This is a genomic window from Microbacterium sp. (assembly GCF_040394595.1).
In the GTDB taxonomy this organism is placed as follows: domain Bacteria; phylum Actinomycetota; class Actinomycetes; order Actinomycetales; family Microbacteriaceae; genus Microbacterium.
Map to the genome: position 1 here is coordinate 13,713 of NZ_JBEBSA010000012.1, position 14,999 is coordinate 28,711.

At 73.0% G+C, this 14,999-nt stretch carries 9 protein-coding genes; all 9 read left to right on the plus strand.

The annotated features are described in order from the left end of the window. The first annotated feature begins 57 nt into the window (after nt 1-57). The 9 genes from ABWO84_RS11790 to ABWO84_RS11830 are packed head-to-tail and all read left to right on the plus strand — an operon-like array spanning nt 58 to nt 14,968. Nucleotides 58-1,029, plus strand: a complete 972-nt coding sequence (locus ABWO84_RS11790; protein ID WP_353114773.1) for an AAA family ATPase — start codon at nt 58-60, stop codon at nt 1,027-1,029. Continuing rightward, complete coding sequence (locus tag ABWO84_RS11795) at nt 1,029-2,291, plus strand: DUF58 domain-containing protein (RefSeq protein ID WP_353114774.1); 1,263 nt, start codon at nt 1,029-1,031, stop codon at nt 2,289-2,291. Before ABWO84_RS11790 ends, ABWO84_RS11795 begins: the two co-directional genes overlap by 1 nt. Continuing rightward, nucleotides 2,288-4,663, plus strand: coding sequence for a transglutaminase TgpA family protein (locus ABWO84_RS11800; RefSeq protein ID WP_353114775.1), 2,376 nt, complete (start codon nt 2,288-2,290; stop codon nt 4,661-4,663). Before ABWO84_RS11795 ends, ABWO84_RS11800 begins: the two co-directional genes overlap by 4 nt. Next, the gene (locus ABWO84_RS11805) at nt 4,660-5,832 is read left to right on the plus strand and encodes an RDD family protein (RefSeq protein ID WP_353114776.1); all 1,173 of its coding nucleotides are present in this window, start codon (nt 4,660-4,662) and stop codon (nt 5,830-5,832) included. Before ABWO84_RS11800 ends, ABWO84_RS11805 begins: the two co-directional genes overlap by 4 nt. Continuing rightward, nucleotides 5,829-6,644 (plus strand): PP2C family protein-serine/threonine phosphatase, encoded by an 816-nt coding sequence (locus ABWO84_RS11810; RefSeq protein ID WP_353114777.1) that lies wholly within the window; start codon nt 5,829-5,831, stop codon nt 6,642-6,644. Before ABWO84_RS11805 ends, ABWO84_RS11810 begins: the two co-directional genes overlap by 4 nt. Further along, nucleotides 6,644-8,104, plus strand: coding sequence for an FHA domain-containing protein (locus ABWO84_RS11815; RefSeq protein WP_353114778.1), 1,461 nt, complete (start codon nt 6,644-6,646; stop codon nt 8,102-8,104). Before ABWO84_RS11810 ends, ABWO84_RS11815 begins: the two co-directional genes overlap by 1 nt. Beyond that, nucleotides 8,101-9,777, plus strand: coding sequence for a serine/threonine-protein kinase (locus tag ABWO84_RS11820; RefSeq protein WP_353114779.1), 1,677 nt, complete (start codon nt 8,101-8,103; stop codon nt 9,775-9,777). Before ABWO84_RS11815 ends, ABWO84_RS11820 begins: the two co-directional genes overlap by 4 nt. Next, nucleotides 9,774-10,496, plus strand: coding sequence for an FHA domain-containing protein (locus tag ABWO84_RS11825; RefSeq protein WP_502915414.1), 723 nt, complete (start codon nt 9,774-9,776; stop codon nt 10,494-10,496). Before ABWO84_RS11820 ends, ABWO84_RS11825 begins: the two co-directional genes overlap by 4 nt. Then, nucleotides 10,493-14,968, plus strand: coding sequence for a type VII secretion EssC family protein (locus ABWO84_RS11830; RefSeq protein ID WP_353114781.1), 4,476 nt, complete (start codon nt 10,493-10,495; stop codon nt 14,966-14,968). The genes ABWO84_RS11825 and ABWO84_RS11830 overlap by 4 nt, the downstream gene beginning before the upstream one ends. Nucleotides 14,969-14,999 lie beyond the last annotated feature (31 nt).

Genomic DNA, 14,999 nt, shown 5'->3' on the forward strand with positions numbered 1-14,999 from the left:
AGGCCCCGTACGGGGCGCTCCCGACGACGAATCACCGCAAGGACAGGACACAACGAGATGACAATGACCCCTGAGCAGGCCGCCTGGTTCCAGGGCACCTTCCAGCGCCTGGTGGAGAACATCGACAAGGCGGTGCAGGGCAAGAGCGACGTCGTCGGCCTGGTGCTCTCGGCCATGCTCGCCGAGGGACACGTGCTGCTGGAGGACGCCCCCGGCACCGGCAAGACGAGCCTGGCGAAGGCGCTGGCCGCGACCGTGCAGGGCACGAGCGCGCGCATCCAGTTCACCCCCGACCTGCTGCCCTCCGACGTCACCGGCGTGACGATCTACGACCAGCAGTCGCACAAGTTCGAGTTCCACCGCGGACCGATCTTCGCGTCGATCGTGCTCGCCGACGAGATCAACCGCGCCTCGCCGAAGACCCAGTCGGCTCTGCTCGAGGTCATGGAGGAGTCCCGGGTCACCGTCGACGGCGTCACCCACGAGACGGGCCGTCCGTTCCTCGTGATCGCGACCCAGAACCCCGTCGAGCAGGCGGGCACGTACAAGCTCCCCGAGGCGCAGCTCGACCGGTTCCTCATCAAGACGTCGATCGGCTATCCCGACCTCGCCGTCACCGAGAGCATCCTCGCGGGCGCGGCCGACCGCAACCCCGCGGCGCGCCTCGCCGCGATCATCACCACCGGCGCGGTGGCCGACATGGCCGATCTCGCCGCCACCGTGCACGTCGAGCCCGCCGTGCTGCGGTACGTCGCCGAACTCGCGGAGGCGACCCGCAGCGACGCCGCGACGAAGCTCGGCGTGTCGGTGCGCGGCGCACTGGCGATGATCCGCATCGCGAAGGTGCGCGCCGCCGCCCACGGCCGCCACTACGTGCTGCCGGACGACGTCAAGGCCCTCGTCCGGCCCGTCTGGCAGCACCGCATCATGCTCGACGCCGAGGCGGAGTTCGCCGGCACCACCGCCGAGACCGTCATCGCGCGGGTGCTCGACGCGGTCGCCGCGCCGCAGGCGCGAACGGCGGCGTGATGACGTCGGACACGCTCGCGCCCGCGCGCACGACGACGCCCGCCGAGGCGGGGTGGCGCGACGTCGCCGCCCTCATCGGCGCGCGCATCGCCGGTCGTCTGCGCGTCGTCGCGAGCGTCGTCCGACCTCTCGGCTGGATTCTCATCGCCCTCGCCGTCGGACTCTGGATCGCCGGCCAGCTGATGGGGTGGATCGAGTTCACGGTCACCGCGCTGGTGCTCGTGCTGGTGATCGTGCTGTGCGCGCTGTTCCTGATCGGCCGCACCCAGTACGACGTCGCCCTGGATCTCGCGCGCACCCGTGTGGTGGTGGGCGAGCGCGCCGTGGGCGCCCTCACGCTCTCGAACACCGGCCCGCGGGCCATCCTCCCGTCCCGCGTCGTTCTCCCCGTCGGATCGGGCCGCGGCGAGTTCGGCATCCAGCGCCTCTCGCCCGGTCAGCAGTCGGAGGAGCTCTTCGCCATCCCGACGCAGCGTCGTGGCGTGGTGAAGGTCGGCCCCGTGAGCGTCGTCCGCGGCGATCCGCTCGGGCTCTTCGAGCGCGCCCACCGCCGCGACGACCCGGTCGACCTCTACGTGCACCCCCGGACCACCCTGTTCGGCGGGCAGTCGCTCGGCTTCCTGCGCGACCTCGAGGGGATGCCGGCCGCCGACCTCTCCCGGGACGACGTGTCGTTCCACGCCCTACTCGAGTACCAGCCCGGCGACGATCTGCGGCACGTGCACTGGCGGTCCACGGCGCGCACCGGGGTGATGATGGTGCGGCAGTTCGAGGAGACCCGGCGCTCGCACTTCGTGATCGGGCTGTCCCGTTCGTCGGCCGACTACTCCGCCGACGCCGACTTCGAGCTCGGCATCTCCGTCGCCGGCTCGATCGGCCTGCGGGCGCTGCGGGACTCCCAGCGCGTCGACGTGCGCGTGCAGGGTCGTGAGCTCGCCTCCGGGACGGGCAAGCAGCTGCTCGACTCGCTGTCGACGGTCGAGCAGAGCCGTCCGCGCGAGGGCGGTCTGCCCGAACTCGCCGGGGTGCTCTCGGCGACGATGCCGCTCGCCAGCGTGGTCGTGCTCGTGTGCGGTGCCGGGGTGTCGAACGAGGACCTGCGGCTGGCCTGCTCCCGCCTCCCCTTCGGCGCCCGTGCGATCGCGGTCGTGGTGGACGAGCGCATCGAGCGTCCTCGCCTGCGCCGCATCGGCGAGGCCGACGTCATGAGCATCGGCGCGCTCGACCAGCTGCCGCTCGCCCTGCAGAAGGTGCTGTCATGAACGAACGGGCGCCGCTCCGCCGCTGGGTGATCGACCTCGTCGCGATGGCGCTCCTCGTCGCCGTCGCCGCGGCCGGGTTCTGGCCCACCTTCGGCGGTCCGTCGTACCTCGGTGCCGCGATCGGCGGCATCCTCCTCGGCCTCGCGATCGCCGCGGTGTGCGCGTGGCGGCGCTGGGGCATCCTGCTCGTCGCCGGTCTCACGGTCGTCGGCTATTTCCTGTTCGGCGGCGCCCTCGCGCTCCCGGCGACCACCGTCGCGGGGTTCGTGCCGACCATCGACACCCTGACGGGCCTCGCCGTCGGGGTGGTGACGAGCTGGAAGCAGCTGCTCACCACGGTCGCCCCCGTGGCGGTGGCGGACGGGCACGCCCTCGTCCCGTTCCTGGTCACGCTGCTCGCGGCGGTGACGGCCGGATCGCTCGCGCTGCGGCTGCGGCGCCCGGCGTGGGCGCTGATCCCCGCCGGGACCGCGCTGATGCTCGCGATCGTGCTCGGGGTGCCGCAGCCCGCGTTCCCGCTGGTGCAGGGCATCGTCTTCGCGGTGGTCGCCGTCGCCTGGCTCTCGCTGCGCACCTGGTGGGCGCCGGAGGAGTCCGCCGTCGAGGCGGCGGCGGTGGATGCCGGGCGCTCGAGCCAGATGCGCATCCGCCGGCTGGTCGGCGCCGCGGCGGTGCTCGCGATCGCCTCCGGGGCGGGAGTGGCGGCCAGCGCGATCGCCGCCCCCGCACAGCCGCGCCACGTGTTCCGCGACGTGATCATCCCGCCGTTCGACGTGCGGGACTACGCGAGCCCGCTCCAGGCGTTCCGGAAGAACGTGCGCGACGACCGAGAGAAGACCCTGTTCACGGTGACCGGGATGCCCGAGGGGGCGCGCATCCGCATCGGGGCGATGGACCAGTACGACGGCGTCGTGTACAACGTCACCGACGGCGGACCGGGCTCCTCCAGCGCCTTCACGCCGCTGCGCACCGACATGTCGCCCGATGCGCAGGGCGCGCCCACGACCGTGCACGTGGAGATCGGCGACTACCGGGGCGTGTGGGTGCCGGACACCGGCGCGGTGTCGGAGATCCGCTACTCCGGCGGGCGCGCCGAGGATCTGCGCCGCAACACGTACTACAACACGTCGACCGGTACCGCGGTGGCCGTGCCCGGGCTGCGCAAGGGCGACGCCTACACGCTGCAGACGATCATCCAGGGCGACGTCGACGACAAGGAGCTCACCGACGCGAAGTTCGGATCGGTGCGGCTTCCGAAGCAGTCGGACGTGCCGGACGAGATCAGCTCGCTCGCGGCGGACACCGTCGCCGACGCCGAGACCCCGATCGAGCAGGTGCGCGCGCTGGAGAGCTTCCTCGCCGACGGCGGCTACTTCAGCCACGGCCTGGAGAACGAGGCGGTCTCGCGGGCCGGGCACGGCGCCGAGCGGATCTCGACCCTGCTCGGCGGTCAGCAGATGATCGGCGACGACGAGCAGTACGCCGCCGCGATGGCGCTGATGGCCCGCGCCGTCGACATCCCCGCGCGGGTCGTGATGGGCTACTACCCCGACGAGGACCGCGCCAAGAACGCCGTGTTCGCGGCGACCGGCGACGACGTCCACGCGTGGGTCGAGGTCAACTTCGCCGGCTACGGCTGGCTGCCCTTCGACCCGACGCCGCCGAAGGACAAGGTCCCCAACCAGCAGAACACGAAGCCGAAGGTCGACCCGAAGCCGCAGGTGCTGCAGCCGCCGCCCCCGCCGCAGGAGCCGGTCGACCTGCCCCCGACGCTGCCGGACGACCGGGAGCCCGAGGACGACACCCCCAACCTTCTCGGCATCATCGCCACGATCCTCGCGATCGGCGGCGTCGTGCTCGCGGTGCTGGCGATCCTGGCCTCGCCGTTCATCGTGATCGGGGCGTGGAAGGCGGCGCGCCGCCGCGGACGCCGCTCCGCGAAGAGCACCGCCGACCGGATCAGCGGCGGCTGGGACGAGCTGACCGATCGTGCCGTCGACTACGGCGCACGGGTCGCACCCGGTGCGACGCGCGTGGAAGATGCCGCGACGGTCTCCGAGGCGCTGTCCGCACCGGCCGTGACGACGCTCGCCGATCGGGCGGACGCCCAGGTGTTCGGTCCCTCGGAGCCGTCGGCCGAAGAGGTCGACGCGTTCTGGAAGGAGGTCGACGAGATCGTGGGCGGCATGGGCGCGGAGGCCGGCTTCTGGCGACGGATGCGGGCGCGGCTGAGCGTCCGCTCCCTCCTCGGCGGCGGGAGGATCGCCGGAGGCCTCCGCAACCTCAAGGATGCCGCGGCCGCGCGCGTGCGCCGCGAACCTGGCACGATCGACACCAGCACCACACCGGCACCCGAGAGCGAGACGACATGACGATGCTTCCCTTCGGCCAGGTGGCCCCGGTGAAGCGCCGGGCGATCGCCTATCTGATCGACGCCGTGATCAACGGCGTCGTCGCGATCGTCCCTGCGGGCGTGGTCGCGGGCGTGGCGATGGCGGCGGGTCGTGACGGGATGATCCCGGTGCTGCTGTTCGGTGGCATCGCGGTCTGGCTGGTCGTGATGGCCTGGCTCGTCGTCTACACGCTGATGCAGAGCCGTTCCGGGTCGATCGGGATGCGCGCGCAGGGCCTCCGTCTCGTGCGCGCCGATGAGGGCTCCCCGCTCGGCTTCTGGCGCGCGCTGCTGCGCAACGTCGTCTTCGGGCTGCTGTCGGCGATCGTCGTCGGGCTGTTCACACCGCTCTTCGACGGTTCGGGACGCTTCCAGGGCTGGCACGACAAGGCCGCGGGTGCGCTCATGATGGACGCGCGGGTGGCCGCCCCCGAGCCCGAGGTCGTCGAGGCCCCTCCCGCGCCGCCGGCCCCGCCGCTGCTCCCCGCGCCGTCCTTCGACCGCCTCCCCCCGGCGCCGATGCCCGGCTTCGAGCCCGCGCCGCAGGCCGCTCCCACGGCCGATGTCTCCGCCCCGCAGCACGCGGCCCCGGCGGCGCCGCCGCGCCCCGCGGCCCCTCCGCTCCCGGTCGCCGAGGCCGGAGGGATGATCGCGTTCGTGCCCGGCGTCACGCAGGACGCCCCGCCGCAGCGCGCGGCGGCGCCGGCCGCTCCTGCCGCTCCGATCCCGCCCGTGCCGCCGCTCCCGGCGGTCGCACCGGCGCCCGCCGTCCCGGTTCCGGCGACCGAGGACGACGACGTCGAGGACACCCGCATCAGCATCCCGGGGCACCGTCTCGTCTTCACCTGGGACGACGGCACCCGGGTCTCGGTCTCCCGGCGCACGATCTTCGGACGGAACCCCGCGCCGGAGGCCGACGCCGTCGTGGTTCCGGTGCGGGACGAGACCCTCTCGCTCTCGAAGACTCACTTCGAAGCGGCCGCCGAGGCCTCCGGGGGATGGATCCTCGACCGGCATTCGACCAACGGCACCGTGCTGGTGCGCGACGGGCAGCGCTTCGCCTGCCCGCCGGGGGAGCGGATGCGCGTGCGCCTCGGTGACGTCATCGAGATCGGCGACCGCGTCGTGACGATCGGCGGCTACGTGTGAGGCCCGCGCTGATCGTCTCAGCCGGATCTGCGACGCACCCGGGGCGCCGCCGCACGCTGAACGAGGACGCCCACCTGGCCAGCGCACCCGTGTTCCTGGTCGCCGACGGCATGGGCGGGCACGAGGCGGGGGAGCGCGCGAGCGCCACCGTCGTCGCGGAGTTCTCCCGCCTGATCGGGCTCCCCGCGGTGCAGCTCGACGACATCCGCGTCGCCCTGTCCCGCGCCCGCGTCGCGGTGGAGAACCTCTCGACCGCGGGCACCGGGCGGGCGGGGACCACCCTGAGCGGCGTCGCGATCGCCTCGGTCGACGGCACCGGATACTGGCTCGCCCTCAACATCGGCGACTCGCGCACCTACCGTCTCGCCGGTGGCGAGCTGGAGCAGATCAGCGTGGACCACTCCGTGGTGCAGGAGCTGATCGAGTCCGGCGAGCTCTCGCCCGAGCAGGCGGTGCACGACCGGCGGCGCAACATCATCACGCGTGCGATCGGGGCGAGCAGCACCGGCGACGCCGACTACTGGCTGTTCCCGGCGGAGCTCGGAGACCGGATGCTGGTGTGCTCGGACGGGCTGCCGGTCGAGGTGCCCGAGCAGCGGATCTTCGAGGTGCTGATGACCGAGCCCGACCCCCAGACGGCAGCGGACGTGCTGGTCGAGGAGGCCGTGGCCGCCGGCGGCCGGGACAACATCACGGTGGTCGTCGTCGACGCGGTCTCGGTCGCCTCTCGGCCGGGCACGCCGACGACGTCCGATGAGGAGATCGACGCGGACACCCGTCCGCGCGAGGCGGCAGCGGGAGGGATGCGCTGATGCAGACGAACTACCGACCGGGTGACTGGTTCCTGATCGCACGACGGGGTGCGCTGGTCGCGCTCGAGCCGGGCACGTCCGACGACGTCGTCGCGGCGCTCTGGGACCGCCTGGATGCGGACCCCGCGCTGGCCGCCGTCGTCGACGTGCTCACCCGGGCCGGATCGTCCTTCGCGTCGATGCCGTCCTTCGTCGCCGCGGTCGTCGAGGGCGCGGACGCCCGGGTCGCCGTGCGCGGACGCGTCGTCGCCCGGGTGACGGGCGCCGGCGACGCCGCGGAGACGATCTCCGGCGCCGAGGTGACCACCTGGACCGAGCGGTTCATCGCGGGTGCGACGCGCATCGAGCTGACCGTGCAGAGCACCGAGTCGGGCACCGCGCTGCCGGTCGCGGAGGGCATCGTGCTCGCCTCGGCCGCCTCGCGCACGCTGGACGGCGCCGAGGAGCGCGTTCCCGGCGGAACGGCCGCGGCGCCTGCGCCCTCCGTGGCACCCGAGGCCGAGCCGTCTCCGGCGTCCCCGCCCGCTTCCCCGGCCGAGGCCGCGTCGGCGCCGGAGGAGCCCGTGCTGCGGCCCGCGCCGGGGTTCACCGACGCGGACACCGCGTCGGCGTTCATCCCGGTGATCCCTGCGGCGCCCGTCGCGCCGCCCGCGCCGCTCGTCGCCCCGACCCCGCCGGTCGACGCGCCGTCCGCAGGCGCCGCTCCCGGCGCGCCGGACGCGCCGACCGAGGCCATCCCCGAGGTGCCGCAGCCCGAGACCGACCCGGAGCCCGTTCCCGCGGACGCCCCCGCCGGGCCGGCGGATCCGCAGCCGGAGCCCGAGCCGGTCATCGGCGACACGCTGATGCCCACCGAGGGCACGTTCGCCCCGGTGGCGGACGAGTTCGACCACCTCTGGGGCGCCACCGTGCACACCCCGATCGAGGCCGCGGCCGTGCGCCCGGTCGCCGAGGAGGAGGGCGCCTCCGCCGACGTCGCGCCGTCCGCGATCGAGGGCGACCATGACGGTGCGACCATCTCGGCCGGTGAGGCTCGCGCCCTCCGCGGAGCCGGGTCCCCGGTGTCGCCTGACGCGCCCACCGAGGTGCTGTCGGCGGTGGCGCCACCTCCTCCCGCCTTCGCCGGGAGTGTCCGGGTTTCGACCGGGCAGGTCGTCGCCCTCGACCGCACCGTGATCATCGGGCGCCGTCCGCGGTCGACCCGCGCGAGCGGCGCAGACCTGCCCCACCTCATCGCGGTGGAGAGTCCGCAGCAGGACATCTCGCGCAACCACCTCGAGATCCGGCCCGAGGGCGACACCGTGGTGGTCATCGACCTGCACACCACGAACGGCTCCACGCTGCTGCGCGCGGGGGCCGACCCGATGCGGCTGCATCCGGGCGAGCACACGCTGGTCCTCGACGGCGACGCCGTCGATCTCGGCGACGGGGTGACGGTGACGTTCGAAGGGCTCTCATGAGCCGGCGTCCGTCTCCGCCGCCCGAGCTCCCGGGCTTCCACTACGTCGAGGCGCTCGGCGCGGGCGGCTTCGCCGACGTGTTCCTGTACGAGCAGCAGATGCCGCGGCGGCGCGTCGCGGTGAAGGTGCTGCTCGCCGACCGGGTGACGAGCTCCGCCGCGCAGGAGTTCACCGACGAGGCGAACGTGATGGCGATGCTGTCGACGCACCCCGCGATCGTCACCATCTATCAGGCGGGGGTCGCCGCCGACGGCCGCCCCTACCTGGTGATGGAGTACTGCCCTCGGCCGAACCTGCAGGCGCGCTCCCGCAAGGAGGCGTTCCCCGTCGCGGAGGCGCTGCGCGTCGGCATCCAGGTGTCCGGAGCGGTGGAGACGGCGCATCGCGCCGGCGTGCTGCACCGTGACATCAAGCCGGCGAACATCCTCGTCACCGAGTACAACCGGCCCGCGCTCACCGACTTCGGCATCGCCTCCACGACGGGCGCACTGACCGAGGCCGCGGGGATGTCGATCCCGTGGTCGCCGCCGGAGTCGTTCGGCGATCCGCCGACCAGCGGTCCGCGCACGGACGTGTACGCGCTGGGGGCCACCGTCTACACCCTGCTCGCCGGGCGCTCGCCGTTCGAGCGTGCGGGGGAGCGCAATACGAGCGCCGACCTCATCGAGCGCATCGAGCGCGCGCCGCTGCCCGCGCTGACCCGCCCGGACGTGCCGCAGAGCCTGCAGCAGACCCTCGCGCGGGCGATGGCGAAGAACCCGGCGGATCGCTATCCCAGCGCCGTCGCCTTCGGACGGGCGCTGCAGAAGGTGCAGATCGAGCTCTCGCACTCGGTCACGCCGATCGACATCGTCGACGAGCATCCGGCCGAGGACGAGATCGAGGACGACGGCGACGGGCTGACCCGCGTGCGCGAGGTCGTCAGCATCGATCCGACCCGCCCCTCGGCGACCACCGAGCCGCGGAGCGTCGCACCCTCGATCGCTCCCGCCGCGGTGCCACCGGGCACCCCGTCGTTCGTGTCGCCGCCCCGCAACGATCCGGCCGAGGAGCGCACCCAGCGGCGCGTCCCGACGTCGATCCCGCCTGCGGCGTCCGCGCCCGCCGTTCCCGTCCCCTCCGCGCCTGCGACCGCGGGAGCCGGAGACGGGGATCGCACGGTGCTCCGCGGACCGGTCGTCGTCGCGCCGGACGCGGCGGCCCCCGTCGCGGAGCCCGCCCCCGAAGCGGCCGAGCCCGTCGCGGAGCCGCCCGCGTCGCGCAGCCGTCGCGGCTTGTGGATCGGTCTGGCCGTCGGAATCGCGGCCCTGATCGTCGTCGGCGTGATCGTCGTGGTCAACCTCGTCTCCGGCGGACCGGCTCCGAAGCCCTCGCCGTCGGCCTCCGCCGACCCCAAGGACCCCGTCTCGGCCGTGGTGCCGCAGGTGACCGATCTCGCCGGCACCCGATCCGGCGACACGGTGACGTTCACCTGGAAGAACCCGGACCCGAAGGACGGCGACAGCTACATCTGGGCCGAGATCACGCTCGACGGCTCGAGCCGCGCGGCCAACATCGAGACGGAGACCGTCACCCTCGACGCGAACCCCGACGGGCAGACCTGCATCGACGTGTCGCTGCGGCGGGCCGCGGGCGGCCGGTCGTCCGATCCGCTCCGGGGGTGCGTCAAGTGAGCACGCTCAGCGGGGTGACCGTGGAGTTCGCGGGAGAGTTCTTCGTCGTGCGTCCCGGGTCCTCCTTCGAAGTGGGCCGCGAAGGCGACCTGGCCCTCGATGACAACCTCTTCCTGCACCGGCGCTTCCTCGAGGTGTCCGACTCCGACGGGCTGTGGTGGCTGTCGAACGTCGGCAGCCGCCTGACCGCCACGGTCACCGACTCCTCAGGCGGGATGCAGGCGTGGCTCGCCCCCGGTGCGCGGCTGCCGATCGTCTTCCCCCGCACGACGGTGGTGTTCACCGCCGGGCCGACGACCTATGAGCTCACGATCCACGCGGCGGAGCCGGCGTTCCGCGACACCCGCCGCGACGACGACGGCGACGGGGTCTCGACCATCGGCGAGGTGCCGTTGACGCTCAGCCAGAAGCTGCTGATCCTCGCGCTCGCCGAGCCGCAGCTGCGACGCGACGGCACCGGGATGAGCGAGATCCCCACGTCGGCCAAGGCGGCGGAACGGCTGGGATGGACCGTGACGCGCTTCAACCGCAAGCTCGACAACGTCTGCGACAAGTTCGACCGGATCGGCGTGCCCGGGATGCGCGGCGGTCAGCGCACGCTCGCCACCAACCGCCGTGCGCGGCTCGTCGAGCACGTGCTCGCCTCGCGCCTGGTGACCAAAGAGGATCTGCCGCTGCTGGATGCCCCGCAGGACGGCGACGAAGGAGACGCCGAGTGAAGGTACGACTGACGCTGCTGCGCCAGAACGCTGCGCCCGGGGACATCGAGGTCACCGCGGAGGGCACGGCGACGATCGGCGAGATCGCCGAGATGATCGTCCGCGCCGATCCGCTCGGCTCCTTCGCCACGGCCGATCCGCGGGCGGTCACCCTGGAGGCCTACAGCTCGATCGTGTCGGGGCCCGGCGACCTGCTCGCCCCGGAGTCGACCTTCGCCCACGTCGGCCTCGCGCACGGCGCGACCGTACGCGTGGTCCCCGCCTCCTACGAGCAGCGCCCCGTGATCGGGCGGATGCAGGTGGGAGCGGGCGACCACGCCCGGTCGATCCCGCTCACCCGGGGCACGATCGTGATCGGTCGCGACGAGTCCTGCGACGTGGTGATCGACGACCCGCTCGTGTCGAAGCGTCACGCCCGGCTGGAGATCGGCGACCGGGTCGAGATGATCGACCTGAACTCGGCGAACGGGATCCTCATCGACGGCGCATCGGTGGTGCGTCTCGTCGCCGCAGAGGGCACCCTGTCGGTCGTGCTCGGCGACACCCCCGTGCAGGTCCGCGTCGAGCAGACCGCCGAGCCCGTGGCGCAGGTGGCCTCGATCCGGCAGGTCGAGTTCGTGCGCTCGCCGCGCGTGGAGGAGCGCTATCTCGGCGAGGAGCTGGACGGCACCGACCTGCCGATCCCGCCGAAGCGCTCGCCGTTCCCCCTCCTCGCGCTGGTCGCCCCGCTGATCATGGGCGCGGGCATGTTCGCGATGACGCGGAACCCGTTGTCGCTGATGTTCGTCGCGCTCTCCCCGCTGCTCATGATCGGCACGTTCGTCACCGCCCGGATACAGGGCAAGCGCGAGCTCGAGGACGACAAGGCGCGGTTCGAGGAGCAGCTCGCGCGACTCTCGGCCCGTATCGAGACCGAGCACGAGCGCGAGCTCGACGTGCGGCGCCGCGAGGTGCCCGCGCTGCGCGAGATCAGCGACGCCGCCCTCGACGCGGGTCCGACGGTCTGGACGCGCCGCGGCGAGCACTGGTCGTTCCTGCACGTGCGGCTGGGCGTGGGGGACACCTCCTCGCGCTCGCAGGTGAAGGAGTCCAACGGCCGCGACCGCGCGATCCCGGAGTACGTCGAACGGCTCGACGAGGTCGTCGCCGCGACGACCACCGTGGAGCAGGTGCCCATCCTCGAAGACCTCGTCGACGTGGGCGCGCTCGGCGTCGCGGGCGGAGGGGGCCGGGGCGCCGGATACACCCGCGCGCTCCTCGCCCAGATCACGGGCCTGCACGCTCCGAGCGACGTCGGCGTCGTGGGGCTGTGGGGATCGCGCTGGGGAGCGGAGCTCGCCGACACGAAGTGGCTGCCGCACACCTGGGCGGCGGGCGAGCTGCTCGGCGTCGCGCCCATCGGCGACGGGCCGGCCACGGCCGGACAGATCGTCGCCCGGCTGGAGGAGCTGATCTCGAGCCGGTCCCGGGGCGACGAAGCGGCCGAGCTGGGCGCGCTCAACGTCGACGCCGCGGCCACCCGCAGCGGCGCGAAGGTCGGCGACGAGCGCCGCCAGGAGTCGGCGCCGAAGCCCGCCGTTGTCGTGCTGATCGCCCCGGACGCCCCCGTCGACCGCGGACGCCTCATCCAGCTGTCCGAGAGGGCGGCCACCCACGGCGTCTACCCGGTGTGGCTCACCGAGGCGCCGGCCGCGTTGCCCGCGTCGTGCCGCACGTTCGTCGAGCTCGGACCCGTGGCGGGGGAAGGCGCCGACCGTGCGCACTTCGTGCGCCTCGGCGAGACGATCGACGCGCTGCAGGTCGACGAGCTCACCCGGGAGCAGTACGCGGTGTTCGCGCGCGCCCTCGCCCGGTTGACGGATGCCGGTGAGGTCGCGCTCGACCGCAGCGACGTGCCGCGCACGATCTCGATGCTGCACCTGCTCGGGCGTGACATGGCGACCCAGCCGGAGGCGGTCGTCGACCGGTGGACGCAGAACGACACCCTGTCCGCACGGCGCACCGCCGGATCGTCGAAGCGCTACCAGCCGAAGCTGCGCGCCCTCGTCGGGCAGGCGGCCGAAGGCGCGATGCACCTCGACCTGCGTCAGCAGGGACCGCACGCCCTCGTCGGCGGCACCACCGGCTCGGGCAAGAGCGAGTTCCTGCAGGCCTGGGTGCTGGGCATGGCGACGGAGTACAGCCCCGAGCGGCTCACCTTCCTGTTCGTGGACTACAAGGGCGGCTCGGCGTTCGCCGACTGCACGAGCCTGCCGCATTGCGTGGGCATCGTGACCGACCTCAACCCGCACCTCGTGCGCCGGGTGCTGGTCAGCCTCCGCGCCGAGCTGCACTACCGAGAGCACCTGTTCAACCGCAAGAAGGCCAAGGACATCCTCGAGCTCGAGCGGGCCGGCGACCCTCAGGCGCCGCCCGCGCTGGTGCTGGTGATCGACGAGTTCGCGGCGCTCGCGAAAGAGGTCCCCGAGTTCGTCGACGGTGTGATCGACATCGCCCAGCGGGGTCGCTCGCTCGGCATCCACCTCATCATGGCCACACAGCGTCCCGCCGGCGTGATCAAGGACAACCTCCGCGCGAACACCAACCTCCGCGTCGCGTTGCGCATGGCCGACGAGACCGACTCGACCGACGTCATCGGCTCCAAGGACGCCGCGCTCTTCGATCCGGGCCTCCCGGGTCGGGGCATCGCCAAGACCGGACCGGGCCGCATGTCCCTGTTCCAGTCGGCCTATGCCGGCGGCTGGAGCCTGGCGCAGGGCGACGGCGTGGACGTCATGGTCGAGAACTTCGGCTCCGCGGACCTCGGTGAGTGGGAGCTTCCCGTCGACGAGAGCGCGGCGCAGGAGGTCGACGACCTCGGCCCCAACGACCAGCAGCGGCTGGTCAGCACGATGGTGCTCGCCGCGCAGGCCGCCCAGGTGCATCCGCCCCGCCGGCCGTGGCTCGACGAGCTCGCCCCGACCTTCGACCAGACCAAGCTCCCGCAGCGCACCGACGCGGCGCTGCTGCTCGGTGTGATCGATGAGCCGGATCGTCAGGACCAGGTGCCGTTCCACTTCTCCCCCGACACCGAGGGGCACATGGTGGTCTACGGCACCAGCGGCGCGGGGAAGAGCGCGGCGCTGCGCACGCTCGCGGTGTCGGCGGGTATCACCCCGCGCGGCGGTCCCGTGCACGTGTACGGCCTGGACTTCGGATCCGGGGCGCTGCGGATGCTCGAGCCGCTGCCGCACGTGGGCTCGGTGATCTCCGGCGACGACGCGGAGCGGGTCGCGCGCCTCTTCGCCACGCTGCGCGCCGAGCTCGACCGCCGCGGCGACGCCTACTCCGCGGTGGGGGCGTCGACGCTCACCGAGTACCGCGCGCTGTCCGGCAACCGCGACGAGCCCCGCATCCTGGTGCTGCTCGACGGCTTCGGCGCCTTCCGCAACGACTACGAGGCGGTGATCGGACGCGCTGACACGTACAACGCCCTGCAGGAGGTGCTTTCCGACGGCCGTGCGGTCGGCATCCACGTCGTGCTCAGTGCCGATCGGTTCCAGACGATCCCGAGCGCGCTGAACGCGATGCTGCAGCGCCGCGTCGTGCTGCGGATGGCCGATGTCGACGCCTACAACATCCTGAACGTCCCCCGGGACATCCTCTCACCCGACTCGGTCCCCGGCCGGGCGATCATCGGCGAGAACGAGGCGCAGATCGCGATCATCGGCGGCACGCGGAGCATGAAGGAGCAGTCGCTCGCGATCGAGCGGATGGCCGCGTCCATGTCGCGGCGCGGCATGTCCGAGGCGCCGCCGGTGCGCGCGCTGCCGCTGACCTATGCGATCGATCAGCTGCCGCCGATGCAGGACGACCGGCTCGTGGTCGGCCTCTCGGACGCCGATCTCGGTCCGTTCGGCATCGAGCCCGTCGGGAGCTTCATCATCGCGGGCCCTCCGGCGAGCGGCAAGAGCAATGCGCTCGCCGCCGTGGTGCAGCAGGCGCTGCGGGCCGCACCGGCCACTCCGACGCTCTATCTCGGCTCCCCCCGGTCGCCCGCCTTCGCCGCGGTGCCCTGGGGCGACACGGCGGCGGACGGGATGACGGCGACCGCCGCGATGGCCCGGGTGGTCGAGGCGATCGAGGCGGGCTCGCGTCCGGTGGTGGCGGTCGAGGGCGTGGCGGAGTTCGCGTCCTCCCTCGCGGAGATGCCGCTGGGCGATCTGGTCAAGCGCGCGGCGCGGGGCGAGCTGCTGCTCGTCTTCACCGGCGACACGAGCGAGTGGACCAGCAACTTCGGCCTGCTCGGCGAGATCAAGCAGGCTCGCCGCGGCGTGGTGCTGCAGCCCGAGACCATCGACGGCGAGATGGTGCTGAAGGCCCCGCTGCCCCGCGTCGGGCGGGGCGAGTTCCCGGTGGGGCGCGGCGTGCTCGCGCAGCGGGGGAAGATCGTGCGCGTACAGTTCCCGCTGGTGATCCCGGAGAACCTGTGACCGGGTATGGGGAGTTCTCCCCATTGGACGG

What these genes read in the sequence shown, in the direction of transcription:
- ABWO84_RS11800 (WP_353114775.1), top strand. Translation starts at nt 2,288, where the DNA reads ATGAACGAACGGGCGCCGCTCCGCCGCTGGGTGATCGACCTCGTCGCG.
- ABWO84_RS11820 (WP_353114779.1), top strand. Translation starts at nt 8,101, where the DNA reads ATGAGCCGGCGTCCGTCTCCGCCGCCCGAGCTCCCGGGCTTCCACTAC.
- ABWO84_RS11790 (WP_353114773.1), top strand. Translation starts at nt 58, where the DNA reads ATGACAATGACCCCTGAGCAGGCCGCCTGGTTCCAGGGCACCTTCCAG.
- ABWO84_RS11805 (WP_353114776.1), top strand. Translation starts at nt 4,660, where the DNA reads ATGACGATGCTTCCCTTCGGCCAGGTGGCCCCGGTGAAGCGCCGGGCG.
- ABWO84_RS11815 (WP_353114778.1), top strand. Translation starts at nt 6,644, where the DNA reads ATGCAGACGAACTACCGACCGGGTGACTGGTTCCTGATCGCACGACGG.
- ABWO84_RS11795 (WP_353114774.1), top strand. Translation starts at nt 1,029, where the DNA reads ATGACGTCGGACACGCTCGCGCCCGCGCGCACGACGACGCCCGCCGAG.